Below are 17,185 nucleotides of genomic sequence, written 5' to 3' on the forward strand. Positions count from 1 at the left end.
CTCAGGTATTCAAAGGGATTTAATGGACAGATAAAGGAGCCGTATTTTACCTGCTTTATGCCAGAGAGAAAAACGTTTTCTCGTTTTATCCGTTTTAAGCTTCAAGATAAATATATATAAGATCTATATATATGATCTTTTATTAGATCTACTATTAGGATCGACCGTTTCTGTGGATAACCTAAAAATGATCAACAAGATCATGGATCTTCTTTGGATCATATCTTGTGATCATGATTGGATCAGATCGAGGATTACCTGGGATCAAAAGTGGTGGTTATACACAGGGGGTGAAATTGATCAAAGTTGTTATTGGGATAACTAAAGGAAAATCACTGGATCTTATTGTAGTTATCCACAGTCTGTTTGGTTGGTTTTTGAGCGGTTAAACAAAATAATTTGGTGGGAGTTATTCACATGGGAGAAAACAGAGCCGAATTTCGACTCTGTTGAAGGGAAAGTCGTGAGTTTAAAAACGTTCGATATTCTCTTTTAACCACATTTCTGCGGCGTCTTCTGGCACATCATGGCTCAGTACATCGATTTTAAAGCAATCTGCGAGAGGGGTTGCACCAATATCCTCTAATAAATCATAAGCGTGTTGACCAGCGGCACAGAACGTATCGTAGCTAGAGTCACCAATCGCAATCACCGCAAATTTTACATCAGTCATTTTTGGCGGTGTATTTTGTAATGCTGCGATAAAAGGTTGGATATTATCAGGATACTCACCAGCTCCATGTGTAGAGGTGATCACCAACCACGTACCTTGATTTTCGATATCACTGAGGGAAGGCTGGTTGTGGATCGTTGTTTCAAATCCATTCTCGTTGAGTAGATCACTCAGGTGATCCCCTACGTATTCTGCGCCACCTAACGTGCTGCCTGTAATAATGTGGATCATACTTCTTCCTTATTGAATGCGACGGCTAAAGCTCATGGATGGCTTGCCGTACAAAAAGAAACGCGGTGTGAGTTAAGCTCAGCACCGCGCGTTCGATTATTTACTTCCCGATACAGAAAGTGAAGTTTCCCATAATAGCTGGCCTCGCGCGACGTCTTGGGGACCGATTGGGGACCAAATTGCAATTTATGGTCAAATACTTACTTCCCAAGATGACTTCCATCATAGATCAGGATGGGAAAAGTGGGAATGGTGGGAAACGTGTTTCCACCTTGCTTTCACTTAGTTGATTATTAGCTTTTTTCTGGATGGATAAACAGATGTGCTTTACCGCGTTCCAGTAAATATGGTGCTTTCACAGTAGTGTCTTCGATCTGAATATGTCCAGATGAAATGTATAGGTACACCCATTGAGGTAACTGACTGCTGATAGAAGCATACATCTGGTCCGTCGGAACATTGCTATCACGCCCAGGGGTTATTCGGAAACGATGGTAATACACTTTATGATTAGATTCGAAAGCATAAGTTTTTTGTGCTGAGCTAGTGAATGAAGGTGCTATTGTTTCGCGAGGCTCAAAAATTTCAGTGGCGATATAACAGAGATCTTGGTTGGTCATGCCTTGTTGATACTCTGGGCAGCCGAAATCGGTGCTGTGAAAGTAAAATTCAACTTTTCTATCCGAGTTGCCGCTAGTGGCCTCATAAGCTAATCCCATTTCTTTCAAGGTGCTTTCCATGGCATCTTTCATCTTCTTGACTAGCTTAGCTTGTGCTTCTTTAGCTGAATTGGCTTCATTTTGTGGCATCCAGGCAATGATGCTATTACGTGAAGCGGTTCCAGGTTGCTCTAATACTGAAGTTAATAAACCCAATCCCAGTCCGGAACTTAAATCCATATTGGCTCCGAGCGACGAGGTGAAGAGCTGGGTGTTGATGGCAGTGCTAGTAGTTAACTTCAGAGATTCATATTCCTCTCGTGGAATAATGTGATCTTTTACCCCGTACAAGCCGCCAGCTTGAGCGATATTGAAAGCTTTACTGTGCCCTTCATCATAAACGCTTGGGTTTGATGTTGTTGCACAGCCAACAAGTACTATGCACGCTGACATTAATGTTGTTGATAGCAGATTTTCGTTCATTTAGTCATCATCCTTTAGTATTTGATATCTTAATCCTGCAAATGGCCTTGATAGGCTAGGTTCTTTCTTTTTGTTGGGTCTATTTTTTACAGGCCTAATCATTGGCATATCAGTTTCCATACAAGTACTTATCACTATGGATGCGATATAAGAAATCCAGCTAATCGAGGCAAGCTTCCAGTCAACATAAACAAATCCGAACCAAACTATCAGTGAGAGAGGACGAAAGCTGTGAATAAGTAGAAGATAACGTTTGAGCCAATAAACAATGGGAAAGGTGATCACAACTTGTTGCCAAAATGGATCGACGATCATTAACCCAACAAGGATCATCAGCATACCCGGTAGACATTTTAAGAAGTGAAGGATCTTTCTCATCTTAATCGTCACTCCAACCATAAGCATTACCTGCGATATCAAAGTGCCTGTTCTTCATCAACAAACCAGTGCTTGGGTTGATGTGTCGAGGCGCTCGCTTGGTACAAGACGAGTTATTGAGCGAAATGTTCTGTTGGTGCAAATGCCAGACATGAATGAAGAAATAGGTGAGGGCGGCGGCACTAGCTAATAGCCAGTTTATATAAAAGAGTACAAACCAAAATAACAACGCGATGTACTTATTTTTGTGGATAACATCCAGAGACTTATGTAGCCAAATAACGCTTGGGAAGACCATCAACATCACACCCCAGCTTTGATATACAGTCACTAACGCACCAAGACAAAAAACGCAAAATAGTGCGAACTTTTTTAGTGTTTTCATCTTAGTCTCCATCTTGTGCTTAGTTTTCCTAAGTATACAGGTATAATTAAAACTTAGAAAATCTAAGCATCGTAGGTTGATGATGATTCTCACTTGTCTAAAACAAATCCATTTCCACAGCGCCTTAAACAGGCAAGAAATCGCGTTGGTATCAGCCAGAGGGAGCTTGGTATCCGTTTGGGCATGGACCCAAGTTCAGCGAGTGGCCGTATGAATCATTATGAAAAAGGGCGTCATATGCCCGATATCGGTACGCTACAAAAGCTTGCTCAGGAGCTTGGTGTACCTGTTGCATTTTTCTTCTCTGACTCTGATAGTTCAGCTGAGCTGGCTTGCCTAATAGAACAGCTTAATGAAAAGGAAAAACAAGCTCTCATCACTCAGCTCAAGCAAGAGTTGGATAAGTCAGATAACGCTTAGTTCTACTTCTCCCGCCCTGCGTACCAGAAGACGCCACCTACAGCCGCTACCGTCAATAGTAAGCCGCACAACCATATCCAAAGTTCCATAACATCTCCTCGATAATTTTTTAATGTTTAGCTTAGCCTTCCTAAGCTCTTAAATCCGTAAATGAGTGGATGAGTTTTGAAAAAACGGTCACCAGTAGCAAGTGCTTTTTCAGATTTAATTAACTGAAAATAAAGGTTTCCTTTATGATTGCTCCATACTTGCGAGTCGTCTTCCCCATAATGGATCAGCTTCTGAAAGCCCGCTTTGGGAGCAATCGGGATTTACTTTAAATTGTTCTTTCGTGACAGATTAAAAACATTTGAAAAAGCCACTTTCTTAGACTTGCGTTTATGGTTTTCCATGAGATGTTATCCAAAGCCCCGTGGCTATCACTGGTCAAACGCATCCAGAACCCAGAGCTTCGCATTTACCCTCTTGCGGAACGAGAGCGTCGTCGCAAAGCCCAAAAGTACGGCACCGCTGACAATATAGAGGAATGGGGCCATCCGATCAGTGAGCTCTACTTCCTAGTACTAAATGATCAGGGCATTAGAACACTTGTCACCACCTACGAACGCTAGATCAGAAACGGAAAAAGCCGGGAAACCCGGCTTTTTTCACGATCAACGAACAGCTTCATCGACACTTAAAACTTTCTCCCAAGATTCACCGCTTTCATCAGCATCCAAGGCGATAACAAATTCCAGCTCGATTCGATCCAGTTCTAGCGATCGCATTTCACATTGTTCAGCAGTCAAACTGAAGTAGTGATTACAACAAACGCTGTATAGCGTCCTCTAGCACCCGTTTAGCTTCTTGGATATTACCTACCACTAAGCTTGGTACATTCTCCAAATCAACACTGGTAAAATTGTTAACAAGGGCGAGGATTATGTCTTGTTGAACCTGGTAATCAGAACGATGTTCCAACTGGGTTGGGTTATCTATAAGCGACAGCAGGAAAGCATCTGCTTCATTTAGCGCAGCAGCGACCAAAGTAGCGTCATCCTTAGAGGTGTAGACATCAAACGGCAAGCCATTACCAATGCCTAGATTTCCGTTTTTATCAACAATGACACCAATATCAATAACATTTTCTGATTCAAGTGCTTGAACAACCTGTTCATCAATATCAGCATCAATTGCGCGTTCCAATGCTTGAACAGCTTTCTGCATGTTTTCAATATTAACATGATCATATTTAGTCATTTTCATTCTCCTTTCATGGGGGGATTAAATTAGATAAATAATATCAATCCAATTTGCTCTGCAAAGACTCTGGATCTGCCCATTTTGGACAATCCAAGCGTTCTGGTAGAGTTTTTACCGAGCCGCGTATCCACCGCATTGATCCGAACCTCGTTCCAGCCGATACGTTCTAGAGGCTGTTACCTCATGCCTTTGATGAACATGTGAAAGTGAGCAATAAAATATATATGTACAATTGCATTGTCTGATTCTGCGATACACTAGATATATGAAACTCATTGAGTTCGTAAGTATGAAGCATGTGGCTAATGTTTTCGGTTTATTTCTTTTGTTGCTGGGATTCGCTATGGCTACCGATACGGCTTGGGGCTGGGCTGCGATAGCTTATATGAATTGGCAAATTGCAGTGATTTCAATATCGGCATATTTATTATTCTCTATTGTGAAGGCTGTTATTGTTCATCAACGATCACCAATTAGTAAGCGCTATCCTACTAAAAAGAAAAGTAGGACATTAGGTCTAAGTTTAGACATAAAAGAAGATCTATATCGCATTGGCGATTAGCAAATAAAAAGGAACCCGAAGGTTCGCAATAAAGCTATCGCTCTCGTCCGGAATACCAAAATACCCCACCGACTGCGGCGACTGTCAGTAATAAACCACCCAACCAAATCCAAAGCTCCATAAAACCTCCATTAATTTTGTTTCTCTTTAGCTTAGCTTTCCTAAGTGTCTACTTCCTTAATTTTACCACCTATTTTCAAACTATAAGTCCTTGACTAAGTGGAGCTCCACACCGGCAAGTATGGAGCAACCCAGTACGTTAAGTGTTGTATTTCTTAGTGGCTTTAGTGAGTTCTTTAATGGCTTCGGCCAGCGTGCTGATACGGATGACACGTTGATCCAGCTTTTCTAACTCATCGAGCAAATGCAAATACAGCGGGATCTCCCAGGGCATTGCGTTTGAAAAACGTCTCAGTACCCCTTCGGATACTTCTTTTTCTTCAAGCTCTTCGTCTGGATAGCGATGAAGAATGAGGCGATACCATGTGATCTCTGGTAAACCTTTTGATTTTTTGACTTTGAATTTGTAGCGTATTGGATATTTCACTTTGTACTCAGCTGTCAGAGCTTTGCACAGCTTTTCCAATCGTGCTTCAAGGTCTTTGGCTGCAACCATTAGTATCTTCGATTCATCGGCGACAAATAGAGGTAAATCTTTTATTAATTCTGGCTGTGGTGATTGTTCTGGCAGTGCAATATCAAAATCTGATAGATCTAGCTTTCCGCAATAGTTTGTGATCCCAACGGCAGGTTTTTTAGTCATGTAGCACCTCCATTTTTTTGAAGTGTTTATGTAGCTTGTGAAGTCGTTTTGTACAGGTTTGGGCCTTCTTCTTGATGGCTAGAATTTCATGGCGTATTTCACGGACGAGAGCAAAGCCATCTTCGGTGTAGTCGATAAGATCCGACTCCCACTCTTTATTGGCCTTTGAAAACCGTCCCTTTGGGTAGCGAAAACCTTTGCCTTTGCGGATATGTGTAGAGCGAACGCGGTACTTTTTATTGTGTCGCTGCGCCATTTGGTTCTCACTCATGTACCAGTTATGGTGCCATGCGGCCTCGAACGCGTTGTCACGGTTGCGGACTCGACAGGCGAAATGACCGGGGTTTGTGTCTTTGTAAGAACGGTGGATTCGCCAGAAGTTGTTGGCGTAGCAGCTTGCTAAAAACTCCAACAAATAAGGCTCTTGATCAGTAAAATGCTCGACTTGTGACAGAGCATTGAGTGATTGTGAAAGTGCTAGCTCGAAAGCTTGCTTTTCTTCGGTTGGTCTGCGCTGCTGCGCCATTTTATGCCAGCGATAAGCTGCGCTGTTCTCATCTAACATCGTTAGGTTACTCCTTGGTTTTGCTTGTTCGTCACCAATTACCGTAACCCAGACGTCCTTTAGCTATAACACGTGAAGTTGCCCATTTTGGGCGTTAGATATTTGCCCCATATCCCAGCAGCTAAAGCAGCAATAGAAGAGATTCCTTTCCTGGGAGCTGACCTGTTGCTTTCCAAATCTCTATCTTTGTGGGAGGTCGAAGCTAATAATCCATGACTTGTTAATGACGGTTCTTGGGATGCTGATACTCACAGTCCAATAATTGTGGGAGATGACTTAAGATTGTTGTTTGTTTTGGGATTTGATGAGTGGTAATCCAATTATTGTGGGATGTTGGAGGAATTTATTGTTGATGCTCCTGGCAACTTTCACATGTGAAAGCCCATGGGACTGCACGCGGAGTGCTGTGAGCAAGAGTGCTTTTGGGTTGCTTTTCGGTTGGTGGGTTTGATACTAGCACTGGAACTTGAGTCCAAAAGCCATCGAAATAATGCCTTGTGATGAACTATCCGGAATTACCGGATAGTTTACTTGCTTGTAAAAAAGGGAATGCTTACCAGGGAGCTGTGCTGCCCCTTAAAGAGCTTCGAGTTTCTATTTCTCTCAGTTCATTTTTGGTATTTATCCTTAGTTTTTGTATATGATGGTAATTGGCTTAATGTTAGAAGTGATTGTATTTGCTAGTTTTTTATATTATCAATGGAAAGTGAATGGTTTATATGATAGAAAATAACCGCATAAAATGTTGGCTAAAAATGAACTTTAAGGTTGGTTATGGAACGCTCTCTCAGTGATACGTTTAAGAAAGTTAACGATCAAACTTTGTTATTGCCTGACTTCCAAAGGGATTACAAGTGGGGAACAGCAAAACAGCAAAGCTTACTTGCTTCAATTCTGCTTAAGTTCCCGGTGGGAAGCTCTTTGATCCTAGAAGGGTTGTCGGACGATTTTGCTTTGCGTAAAATTGGAGAAACAGTTCAACACACTTCAACTGATTCCGATCCCTGCGAGTACCTGCTTGATGGTCAGCAGAGAACAACTACGCTGTATAACGCATTTAATGATGTGTTTGACTTCTCTCAGTTCTCTGACCAAGCCGAATTGTCTGAATTCATTTCTAAAAAAGCCAACCCAATGAAAGTACGCTGGTTTATCCGTGTTCCGGTTGTAGGTAAAGCGAATGAAAGCGTTACAGATGTGTTCAATGCCACCAAAGTCATATTTGACAAGGACGGCCTTGATCACTTTGAGCCCAATGATATCGTCGATATCTTTAACTGTGAAACGTTCAACGAACGCAACAGTAAAGGGGTCTCTAAATGGTTTTCTCCTTATAACCAAGTGAAAGCCATCGAATCGGGTAAGACCAAACCGCAAGTCATCACTCAGTTTGTCAACGATTGTGTCGAATATGGCATGATCCCTCTGTTTATGATTGGTACCAAGTCGATCGTTGTTAATCGAATTTTAGAAGGGATTGCTGAAATCAACATGCAGGCAATCCGTGACAAGTACGAAGACGATTTTGCATTCATTAAAGAGAATTACGATACGGCACAGCTTTTTGATGGTATTGATTCCATTGAAGAGTGTGAAGAAAATGGCATTGTCTACTCAGAAGAAATCGAAAAAATCTTCATCACTTGCAAAAGTGAGTGGAAGAATAACGTTTCTAACTACTTAATTCGTGACATTTTTGATGACTATAAACTCAATAGTCTGGTGACCAACGATATTCGCCGAGCTATTCCTATTTTCTGTCATTTGAACGATGGTGGTATGAAGCTTGATGACTTTGATTTGGTAGCAGCTAAAGTTGCAAAGCGCGTTGCTGGGGATACGTCGACATACTCACTCAGTTCGATCATTCGCTCGATGTTTATTGAGCCGGTTACGCTTTGCTCTTCGCTCCAGCACGCGAGTGGTGCATCAGGTGGTCTGTATCTCAATGAGCTCGAAAGTTTGTCTGATGGCTTACCTTCTGGTTACCTTTCTAAGGCGATTCTCGCTATCTGCACGGCATTAGCTCGTCGTGAAATTGAGCTTGAAGCGGGCAACGATTTTGAAGTGAAGAAAAAAGATACCAGTTCAAAAACGTTGCTGAGTCTAGATACTGAAATTATCCGCAAGTATATTGAAACCGCGACTTTGGCCGTACAGCGCGCATATTCGTTCCTATTGATTCGCTGCGGTGTTTATAACTCTAACAAGTTGCACTACAAGCTAATGATTCAGCCTATCGCTTTCATCTTCGCGGAAGATCGCTTTTGGAATGATGCTGCGGTGCATAAAAAAGTCGAGTTCTGGTATTGGACGAGTGCGTTCTCTGGTCGTTACCTTTACGATCAAAGTGCAGTGGTGATTGATGATATTAATCAGCTGTACAACTGGGTTGCTAATGGAGAGGGACAGGTAATCTTGGATCGAGAAGAGCAGATTTTCCAAGATGACAAGTTTGCGTCTAAAGAACTATTGATGCAGCGTTTAAATGAGTATCCGAAAGAAGGTATTCATAATCTGATTTTGCAATACGTTTTGAGTGTGTCGCCTAGTTATGACTTACATGCAACAGAAACTAAACCACTCAATGCATTCAGGAAGAACGAGCAGGGTGATGTTGTGTTGTGGCCAGCGAATGCGTCAGATGGCTTGAATGACCACCATATTATCCCGCTGGGCTCAGTAAAAGGACTGGGGCAAAAAACCGAGGATATCCGCCAAGATCCTAATCACATTTTAAATAGCCCGTTAAACCGAGTACTGATTTCTGGTGCGGCGAATAATGTGATTAGCTCAATGGACCCCTCGCGTTATTTTGCTGATATTCCACAAAACAATATCGTGATGGATTCGCTTTTGATTGGGGGTTCGTTTAAACGTATCTCTACTGGTTCGGCTATTGAGGAGATTGAAGCTGCCTTGTCTGAACGTTTTGACGCGTTGGAAAGCTCCTTGAAGGCGCGTTTGTTAAGCTTACGAGTCTAAGCTTAACCTACTACCATAATGTCGAAGGCGCTTTGTGTTTTGCAAAGCGCTTTTTTGTTGCAGCTTTCACTTATTTGTAGCAAGTGATACAGGCGCCACCGCCCTCTTCAAGGTCGTACATCGCGTCCATGTCTAGCGTGTCGATGAGCATACTTTCATCGACCATAGCATGCATACCTAAACGGCGCTTTCTTTCACGTTGCTTTTTCTTTTCGAACCGAGCCTTTACTTTCTCATGGTTTTCTTTGATTTGCTTGATACGCTCAGGATCTTCGAGTGTTTCTAATGGTTCATTAGGGCCCATCCAGAAGAAGGTTTCACCATTGGCACTGGTTTCTGCTCTTTTCTCGTAAGCCTTTGCTTCCTCAAAGGCTTCAGGGTGCTCTTCACGCAGGCGAACCCATTCAATCTTGCGCTGGAAGAAGCAGAACGTACAGCCTGAACGAGAGCGCCAGTCGTAGTACTTAGGCAAACCTAGCCCAGCACTATCGAGTATGTCGAGGACTCCCTGCTTTTTTATACCGTCTTCTGCAAATGGCATTTTAATAGTGAGGTACTTTTGATTTTCATTAGGGCGGTAACCGTCTCGCCACGGTTCATCTGCGCGAATACCGACATAAGAGATGACTTCATAACCATCATTAAGAAAAGGTCGAATCCATTTTTCAAAGGGTTCGAGCTTCATGCGGATCGTACACCACCGCTGTTGACCTGCTGGTAGAAAATTATTGTGTTGCTCTAACCAATAATCGAAACCTTTCTTGTCATTGATGTGCAAAATTGGCTTACCCAGTACAATTTCAAGTTGTTCTAGGTATTCATACACTTCGGGTAGTTCTTTGCCTGTATCAGTAAAGAAATACTCGATATCAAGTTCAGGATAGTTTCTAGCCATGTACACTGCGAGAGCAGCACTGTCCTTGCCTCCTGACAAGCCAAGGACATGTTTCACCTTGCGTTGATCACTCATGAATAATACCTACGTGCGTTAACTTTGCGCTTCGAGCGATTTTCTTAGTAGTTGTTGTAATAGATTGATTTTATGGAAATCATCGAGTTCTGAGAGCTGGCGTTCAATCGTGCTCATGGTATTTTTCAACTCTTCTGTTTCTATTGCCCTGATTTCTCGTTTAAACGATGTCAGTTTGCCATCATCCCCTTCTAAAACAAGGGAAACCAGTTTTGTTTTACCTGATTGGGAAGCCGCATCGCCGCCATTACGTTGGGACTTAACTACACTTAAAAAATCTTGGGCATAATCACTGATTTTGTTTGATGCAGTCTGAAGGATGCCTTCGTTCCAGTTTTGTTTTCCGCGTCCGATGACGATCTGAATCATGCTTTCCAACCATTGTAATAATCCAGTGTCACTTTTCGCGAGTTCGCGTGCGAACGCCTTTAAACGCAAGTCGCCGGAGTTTTGCTCGACGTACTGGCACATATCAGCAAGCTCTTCACCGCTTTCTGGGAAAATGGTTTTTACCTTGGTTTTTATGGCAGCAAGCATCTGCTCGTGCTTTTGTCTTAATGTTTTAAAGCAGTCTTCTAACAGATCGATTTGACTCGTAAACTCGTCAGCGCCAAAGGCAATTAATTCTGTACGCAAGTCTTTGATGAGTAGTGTATGAGGGTCATTTGCCTGTAAAAATAGATCCCGGATCCTCAAGTAGGTTCTGTTGCGCTCATCGTTGTCTGGGACAATATGGTGAGCGTTTTTCACCCAGTGCGGAAGGTTGTGCATAGTTGTCACTAACGGCTTCGCGACAGAAAGGATGTTATTGGATACATCACGGTTCGTTTCAGACGCCGCGAAAATTGCGAGATGCTGCAACCACTCTTTCTCATCCTTCGCCAATACGATGTATTTGGTGGCGAGATCGCCTGGGTTCTTAATCAGTTTATGGACATAGTCACTATCTGGTTCTGCAATAAAGGCAAATTCACCAGACATATCTTTCTCGTAAAAGGCGATTTGTTCACCCATTGATTTCAAAAATGCTAGCAAAAAGATCGGGATGACACCTTTTGTTAAACCAAAAGGCGCGTTTGCCCAAAGCTCCGCGATTTCAGATAAATCGACCTCGTTGCCCTTGCGATCTTTTAGGCGTTTTTCCGCAGCGGCGAATACAGCATTTAAATTTTTGTCTAGGTGATCTCTAAACCAATGCTGCCCCTTTTCCCCTTCAGCTGAGTGAATGTTAGTGTTTTTTAAGCAGCTGATATACATGGACTTCTCGGGTGGGAAACCCTCAATGCCTAAATCCTCTCGATCTTCTTCATCAAGCATTGCTTCAAGCAGTTTTTTCAAAGCGGAAACCGCCGTACCAGAGAGTTTGTTACGGTTAACCAGCTCGTTAAGAATTCTCGGGGTTTTATGGAATATTCTGTCAGCGGCAAAGGTGGCGATTTCACTCATCGTTTCCTTACCGTAGATCTCGCCATTGTGTATCCATCGCGAGTTATTGAAGGCGGTAGTCAATGCCGCATCTAAAGCCGACTGAGCGTTAAACAAGCGTGCTCTATGTTCTTCTCGAGCAACCTTGTCGTGCGTCAGCGCTGCACCAGTGCTCTTGTCACTTTTGATGAGCTCCAGGACGTACTTTTCATTGGCTAAATCTATTATTTCATTAGCATTAGGTGCACATGCGATCATCAATGATTTATCATTGCGTGTCAGTTCAAGTAGGCGATCTTCTGGCTCTTCTTTGAGCAATAACAAGAAGTTCGCAAACTCGCCACTTCGAGATTCAATAAGGGTCGGCATATCGATATAGCTGAGTTGCATCGCTACGGTTTGAGCTGCCCATCTCAATGTGCCAAATTCGTGATAGTGGCCTTTTGCAATTACTTGGGAACTAAAGTTAATGCGCTCTACGGCTTCGTGGCTGCTATGCAGTTGTTCTATTTTCTCTTCCACTAAGCCTGCAATATCGAGATCTGAACCTTCAAACACGACCCAAGAAGATAAGTGCTTTCTAAAGACGATGCATGAGGCTTCTTTGAGCTGTTGTAAGCATTCTTTTAGCTGCCTTTTATCGATGATCTCTGTTGCTGTAAGGAGTACGCTCTCCGTTGCCGTGAGGTTGGCAGATTTACCAAATAGAGTAATTAATGAGATCGCTTTAAGTAATGCAATGCATTGTGGAGAAAAATCTTGTTTGAAAGCTTTTCTTAGTGCATCCGCCGCGGTTGCCCATCCATGTCCATCGGGGGAGCCCAATATGGCGTGTTCCATGTTGGCTTCAAGATAATCCCATAGATGGCTAAGATCGTATCGAGCGTTTTGGTCACTTGTTTGTTGTAAAAAAAGTTGAAAGCTGAATTGCTCGTGCGAATTCAAGAAGCCGAATGTACTGCGTTCGTTTTGACTAAAGCGCCTCTTAGCTATAGGCCCTAGTAACAATGCCGTTAATGGGTGAAGTGGAACACATTGCTCTAGACGCGTGAGTAGTGACTCTTTACGCTGCTGCTTGTCTTCAAGTGCTGAGAGTACGCGTTGTACGAGCTCATCACCACTACGGTGTGGTGACGTTGTTTTGATCGAGTTACTGATCAGCGCGACCGTTTCATCGGTCGATACATTGTACAGAATATCGCTGAAGCGGCCTTGAATTTTGGCCCATTCATCCTGTAGCTTAGTACCTCGCTCTTTTGCATATTCACTGAATGCTTGATGTAGCAAGCCTAAGAAAATGACCGGAGTATCAATGCGAGAGAGCTCTTCAGCGATGTCTTGAAATAAGTGTAAATCACCACCGCTTCGGTTGATAAACTCTAAGCTTTTCCCCATCTCATCGGCAATGATAAGTACGCCATCAACATAAGGCGCCACATCATCAAAGAGGGTCTTCCAAGAGCTAATCAGTTCGCTATCACTCTCAATACTGGCTTTACGGTACTTGTTAAGCACCTTTGTTTTATGTGTATTAGGGTGCTCCTCAAGCGCTCTCAGCGTTGCATTCCAAAAAGATTCGACAGGGCCATTGACGCCGCCGACTGCACGTATTTGTAGCCACCCTTTTTGGTATGGTGCGCTCTCTTTTAATAGCGATTTTGACTCTGCATTTATGGTGTTGATAGCAGCACTTCGGATATCCGAGTCAGCATGCAATAGACCGGCCATGAGCAGTGCCACCGTTGATTTACCTGAACCGTAAGCGCCTGTTAATGTGTAAGCGCTTTGTCCGGTTTGGCCGTATTGGCGAAAGAGCGTCTCTAAGGAAGCTTGTGCTGTACCGTGGTAAACCAAGCCAGGAAAGAAATCGGCGCTCAAGTCACTATCGATACGGGTAGAACGTTGGTGGCGTGTAGCGATAGAGTATTGTTTACTGAGAGTCACGCTTATTTTTCCTCTGATTGGTAGTAGTGTTTAAGGTACTGGCTTGGGTCTATGTTATCGATGCTGCTAAAAGAGTGCTGCACTTGTCTTAAGCCTTGAGTATCGGTCCAAGCAATTTTGCCTTCAGTGAGTGTTTCTACTTGATCCAGTTTATCACTCAGTCCTGCGGAAGATAGACGGAATACCCGGCCTGGGGAGCCTACGTCATTTAACAATGCGTCAAAAGATAAGGTGTTGACCTTGCTACCCTTATGTTTTTTCTGCATGTAATCAATCAGTGCAAAGGTAAAAATTTCGACGGGCAAAGATGGACGTCGATTAAGCTCCGCAATGTAGCTTTTAGCGTCTTCTTGTTTTAATAGACCGAGTTCCGTAAACGGAGAGGCAAAGCTGTCTTCGTTGACTTTGTTGGCCTGCAACGATTTGTGTGCATACATTTGTAAAAGACAATCAATGTCTTTATTCAGTGTTGCTTCTGTGAGTTCTTTTTCGTGATTCGCCAGTGCGTCTTTGATTTCAGTCGCTAAGGAGTCTTTCTTTACTTTTATTCCATTGAAATAATTAAATAAAAATCTAGAAGCGTTAAGCTCAGCTTTAGTAGGTTCAATCGATTGTAGCAACCAATGCAGGAGCCAAGTTGTGCCTATTTTATCGAGGTATTCATCATACGCGGTATGACCGTTTTTGTCCGTAAACAGTTGCTCTGCAAGCGGTGTCAGTTGAAAAATCTGTTCTTTGCTATCGATACAAACCACCAAGTTCAGCGCACGGATCCAGTGTCGAACAGACAGCACCATATTTTTCCCCATGCCCATCGATTGCATCTGTTGTTCGATGTTCGACTTACTAGAAAGGGATTCACCTTTTACAACTTCTTGAATAATCTTGTAAATCCACCCGTAACGGATAGGGAAAGTTTGATGTCCGGAGAATTTCAGTGTCGTAGATTCGATGTTCAATGTACTTACCTTGCTGCTGAATTGGAGATTTTATCCAAGCGGAGAAATTATTGTATCAGAAGGTTATAGTATCGAATAGATATAATACGTGATCTTTATATGCAACCGAATGGTAAGTGTACAATACTAGAACCATAGAATTTACTTAGTTTTAGTGCTATAAGTAGCATATTTGTTCAGTATATCAGTTACCTAGGAAAAGCATCTATGCAAAAGTCTCTAGACATTTTTAAAGCAGAGCCTCAATCAGTTTTTGATGTCATCTGTGAACGCAAAAATACGGGCTTTTATATGCCTGCTTATCAGAGACCATACTCATGGGAAGAGAGCCACATTAGAGATTTGTTTTCTGATTGTGAGAATGTATTTAGAAACCTTCTAGAGTCGCCTGATGCGATTATTTTCCTTGGGTCTATCTTGAGTGTGGACGATAGTTCTGCTCTGACTATTTATCCCTTAGTCAAAAGGGATAAACCTACTCACATCAAACTTATCATTGATGGTCAACAGCGCCTTTCTACTCTGATTCTTATTATTCTTTGTCTGAATGAAAGATTGAGAATGCTTTTACCGAGTTTGAAGAAAGCGATACATTTGGAACAAGATGAAGAAATCAAAGATGTTCTCGATGAATTACGGCAGGTAGTCTCTCAGCTGGAAATTGATACCTCAAATACGGTTGTAGAGACGACAGCGGAACACGAAGTATATAAATACCTTCCTAAAATTATTCGTTCACAGGTCGATTGTTGGGGCCGAAGTGAGAAGAAGGCTCAATATGAGAGCCCTATATCTGAATTATTGTCAGCTTATCAGCGTCATATCGTTGAACAACGCGATAGCTCGGTGTTTGAGCCTTTAAACCTGTCATTGATGAGTACCTCTGCTAAACGTGTAGTGAAAAACGTCGAGGAGATAAGAAAGCAGCTTGACTGCGTACAAAAGGGCTTTCAATTTAAGTCTCCAGAGGGCGAAACAGAAGAGAAAATCAACATCAGCGAGTTGGTCGATATTGAAACGTTAGATATATGTTTAGACTTTCCTATTGATAAGGATTTAGCAAGGGCATCTGATTCGCACGCTAAAGTCGCAGAAGTTATTTACATAGCTGCGTTTGCAAAGTTTTTGCTTCACCGCGTTTGCCTTACTTATGTTGAAGTTAATAATGAATCTTATGCATTCGATATGTTTGAGGCTTTGAATACAACAGGGGAACCTCTTACTGCTATTGAAACGTTTGTTCCTAAGGTAATTGAACACATCGGAGCCCAGCGAAAAAATGGGACACCCGAAGAAGAAATTGAAGCGTCAATGGATATTCTCAACTCCATCACGGAGCGCTTTGAAGGCATCATCAAAAGTAAAGAAAAAAACCTTAAAACTAAAGCTCTGATACTTGCCTTTGTTCGCGCATATCAAGGAAAAGTAAAAGTTACGAGCTTAAGAGATCAACGTGATGCAATGCTGAAAAGCTATGAAAACTGTCATTTTAAAGACGAGTATTTAACCCAACTTGCAACAACTGCTGATTTCCTATTCGATCATTGGCAGGCTGCGGTACCTAGTGTCGGAAATCTAGTAGAGTCTAACGAGCAGGATATTTCAAATCTATGTTTACGTTACCTCGTAGATATGAAACATGACATTGTTCAAAGCCTATTGGTACAATTTATATTAGCTGATGAAAAGTTTGGAGTAACCGGTACAGAGTATTCCGACTTTGCAAAAGTGCTTAAGGCTGTAACTGCATTTAGCGTACTTTGGCGTGCGATGAGTGGTGGAGCTGATGGAATTGATGCTGTTTATAAAAAGTTACATGAACGCGGTGTGAGTCTAGACCAAAAAGGGTATCAATTGGGTAGCGGGCCTCTGACGTCTGATCGATTTAATGCCGATATTATTAAGCGTTTTTTTCGGGAAGAGCTAGAAGCAAAGATCAGTTCAAAAGGCTCTCCGAAAGAGGATGTTGATGAAAAGTGGCTTGATATCTGTTCTAAACAACAGATTCTAACCAAGCCGAAGAGTATTAAAATGTTGCTCTTAGCTGGTATGCATGGCATCGAGCTTAACGGTATCCATCATGAGATTTCAAATAAACCGAGTACTGACTTTCTGACCACTATAATGTGGGAGCTACTTTCTGGTAAAGACGCTATTAAGAAGGTATTTAACGGTGGTTCTACTGAAGGGTGGGGTGATGATGAAATTGCTAACCCAGAAGAGTACAACAAGATCGGTAACGTATTAATTGATGCTCGCAATGGGGTTTCCAGCACGAATCCACCGTCTTGGTACAATCTCAAACAACATCTACTCCAATCTTTATCCAATGATTCGATCGACAATATTGATGATATCTTATTGGCAGAGAGCCAAATTTCTAATGAATCTAAGCGTAATGCTTCAATATTAATGCTAGAAAAAAAATTTGCAGATATTACGTTTGCGGATGAATGGACGAAGCAACATATTGATGAACGAGGTGTATTACTGCTGACTAACGCATGGCGAAATCTTACTCAATGGCTTGATTGGGAGTAA

14 protein-coding genes are annotated in these 17,185 nt (G+C 42.3%); 5 read left to right on the forward strand and 9 right to left on the reverse strand.

All coding sequences use genetic code 11. The features are described from left to right. Positions 1-469: 469 nt before the first annotated feature. The 3 genes from mioC to R7P35_RS17040 all read right to left on the reverse strand — a co-directional run bounded on the left by mioC (position 470) and on the right by R7P35_RS17040 (position 2,809). A complete protein-coding gene (gene mioC, locus R7P35_RS17030) occupies positions 470-904 on the reverse strand; it encodes an FMN-binding protein MioC (protein WP_005378900.1) in 435 nt (144 codons plus the stop codon). 293 nt (positions 905-1,197) lie between these two features. After that, positions 1,198-2,046 carry a hypothetical protein gene (locus R7P35_RS17035; RefSeq protein ID WP_318092386.1) on the reverse strand — a complete coding sequence of 283 codons (849 nt, stop codon included), beginning with the start codon at positions 2,044-2,046 and terminating at the stop codon, positions 1,198-1,200. 379 nt (positions 2,047-2,425) lie between these two features. Continuing rightward, on the reverse strand, positions 2,426-2,809 hold the full coding sequence (locus R7P35_RS17040) for a hypothetical protein (RefSeq protein WP_203346787.1): 384 nt from the start codon (positions 2,807-2,809) through the stop codon (positions 2,426-2,428). Between the two features lie 93 nt (positions 2,810-2,902). On the opposite strand from R7P35_RS17040, the gene R7P35_RS17045 reads away from it, so the two are divergent. Next, entirely contained in the window at positions 2,903-3,229 is a 327-nt protein-coding gene (locus R7P35_RS17045) for a helix-turn-helix domain-containing protein (protein ID WP_000047752.1), read from the forward strand. A 395-nt stretch (positions 3,230-3,624) separates the two neighbouring features. Next, positions 3,625-3,840 carry a hypothetical protein gene (locus tag R7P35_RS17050; RefSeq protein ID WP_225497081.1) on the forward strand — a complete coding sequence of 72 codons (216 nt, stop codon included), beginning with the start codon at positions 3,625-3,627 and terminating at the stop codon, positions 3,838-3,840. A gap of 190 nt (positions 3,841-4,030) precedes the next feature. Here R7P35_RS17050 and R7P35_RS17055 read toward each other — a convergent pair whose 3' ends face one another. Then, positions 4,031-4,468 carry a hypothetical protein gene (locus R7P35_RS17055; protein WP_203346788.1) on the reverse strand — a complete coding sequence of 146 codons (438 nt, stop codon included), beginning with the start codon at positions 4,466-4,468 and terminating at the stop codon, positions 4,031-4,033. Between the two features lie 346 nt (positions 4,469-4,814). On the opposite strand from R7P35_RS17055, the gene R7P35_RS17060 reads away from it, so the two are divergent. Next, positions 4,815-5,033 (forward strand): hypothetical protein, encoded by a 219-nt coding sequence (locus tag R7P35_RS17060; protein WP_203346789.1) that lies wholly within the window; start codon positions 4,815-4,817, stop codon positions 5,031-5,033. A gap of 259 nt (positions 5,034-5,292) precedes the next feature. Here the strand turns inward: R7P35_RS17060 and R7P35_RS17065 are convergent, their stop codons facing one another. Both R7P35_RS17065 and mobI read right to left on the reverse strand, forming a co-directional pair. Next, the gene (locus R7P35_RS17065; RefSeq protein ID WP_203346790.1) at positions 5,293-5,796 is read right to left on the reverse strand and encodes a hypothetical protein; all 504 of its coding nucleotides are present in this window, start codon (positions 5,794-5,796) and stop codon (positions 5,293-5,295) included. Then, complete coding sequence (gene mobI, locus R7P35_RS17070) at positions 5,789-6,361, reverse strand: conjugative transfer protein MobI(A/C) (RefSeq protein WP_225497079.1); 573 nt, start codon at positions 6,359-6,361, stop codon at positions 5,789-5,791. The genes R7P35_RS17065 and mobI overlap by 8 nt, the downstream gene beginning before the upstream one ends. Positions 6,362-7,135: 774 nt before the next feature. Here mobI and R7P35_RS17075 point away from each other — a divergent pair. After that, entirely contained in the window at positions 7,136-9,346 is a 2,211-nt protein-coding gene (locus R7P35_RS17075; protein WP_203346791.1) for a DUF262 domain-containing protein, read from the forward strand. A gap of 70 nt (positions 9,347-9,416) precedes the next feature. Here R7P35_RS17075 and R7P35_RS17080 read toward each other — a convergent pair whose 3' ends face one another. Genes R7P35_RS17080 through R7P35_RS17090 form a run of 3 tightly spaced genes read right to left on the reverse strand, consistent with a single transcriptional unit; the run spans position 9,417 to position 14,644 of the window. Then, complete coding sequence (locus R7P35_RS17080; RefSeq protein ID WP_031850114.1) at positions 9,417-10,316, reverse strand: phosphoadenosine phosphosulfate reductase family protein; 900 nt, start codon at positions 10,314-10,316, stop codon at positions 9,417-9,419. A gap of 18 nt (positions 10,317-10,334) precedes the next feature. Then, positions 10,335-13,685 carry a hypothetical protein gene (locus R7P35_RS17085; protein WP_203346792.1) on the reverse strand — a complete coding sequence of 1,117 codons (3,351 nt, stop codon included), beginning with the start codon at positions 13,683-13,685 and terminating at the stop codon, positions 10,335-10,337. A 2-nt stretch (positions 13,686-13,687) separates the two neighbouring features. Further along, positions 13,688-14,644 (reverse strand): DUF4007 family protein, encoded by a 957-nt coding sequence (locus tag R7P35_RS17090; RefSeq protein ID WP_203346793.1) that lies wholly within the window; start codon positions 14,642-14,644, stop codon positions 13,688-13,690. A gap of 207 nt (positions 14,645-14,851) precedes the next feature. Here R7P35_RS17090 and R7P35_RS17095 point away from each other — a divergent pair, with 207 nt between their 5' ends. Then, positions 14,852-17,185: a DUF262 domain-containing protein gene (locus R7P35_RS17095; RefSeq protein WP_053308114.1), complete on the forward strand. Its 2,334-nt coding sequence runs from the start codon at positions 14,852-14,854 to the stop codon at positions 17,183-17,185.

It is taken from the genome of Vibrio sp. Vb0304 (assembly GCF_033338995.1).
Classification (GTDB): domain Bacteria; phylum Pseudomonadota; class Gammaproteobacteria; order Enterobacterales; family Vibrionaceae; genus Vibrio; species Vibrio alginolyticus.

Bases quoted from the DNA above. Each gene is read 5' to 3' on its own strand.
- R7P35_RS17095 (WP_053308114.1), top strand. From the start codon at position 14,852: ATGCAAAAGTCTCTAGACATTTTTAAAGCAGAGCCTCAATCAGTTTTT.
- R7P35_RS17050 (WP_225497081.1), top strand. From the start codon at position 3,625: ATGTTATCCAAAGCCCCGTGGCTATCACTGGTCAAACGCATCCAGAAC.
- R7P35_RS17065 (WP_203346790.1), bottom strand. From the start codon at position 5,796: ATGACTAAAAAACCTGCCGTTGGGATCACAAACTATTGCGGAAAGCTA.
- R7P35_RS17035 (WP_318092386.1), bottom strand. From the start codon at position 2,046: ATGAACGAAAATCTGCTATCAACAACATTAATGTCAGCGTGCATAGTA.
- mobI (WP_225497079.1), bottom strand. From the start codon at position 6,361: ATGTTAGATGAGAACAGCGCAGCTTATCGCTGGCATAAAATGGCGCAG.
- mioC (WP_005378900.1), bottom strand. From the start codon at position 904: ATGATCCACATTATTACAGGCAGCACGTTAGGTGGCGCAGAATACGTA.
- R7P35_RS17055 (WP_203346788.1), bottom strand. From the start codon at position 4,468: ATGACTAAATATGATCATGTTAATATTGAAAACATGCAGAAAGCTGTT.
- R7P35_RS17040 (WP_203346787.1), bottom strand. From the start codon at position 2,809: ATGAAAACACTAAAAAAGTTCGCACTATTTTGCGTTTTTTGTCTTGGT.
- R7P35_RS17075 (WP_203346791.1), top strand. From the start codon at position 7,136: ATGGAACGCTCTCTCAGTGATACGTTTAAGAAAGTTAACGATCAAACT.
- R7P35_RS17060 (WP_203346789.1), top strand. From the start codon at position 4,815: ATGGCTACCGATACGGCTTGGGGCTGGGCTGCGATAGCTTATATGAAT.
- R7P35_RS17080 (WP_031850114.1), bottom strand. From the start codon at position 10,316: ATGAGTGATCAACGCAAGGTGAAACATGTCCTTGGCTTGTCAGGAGGC.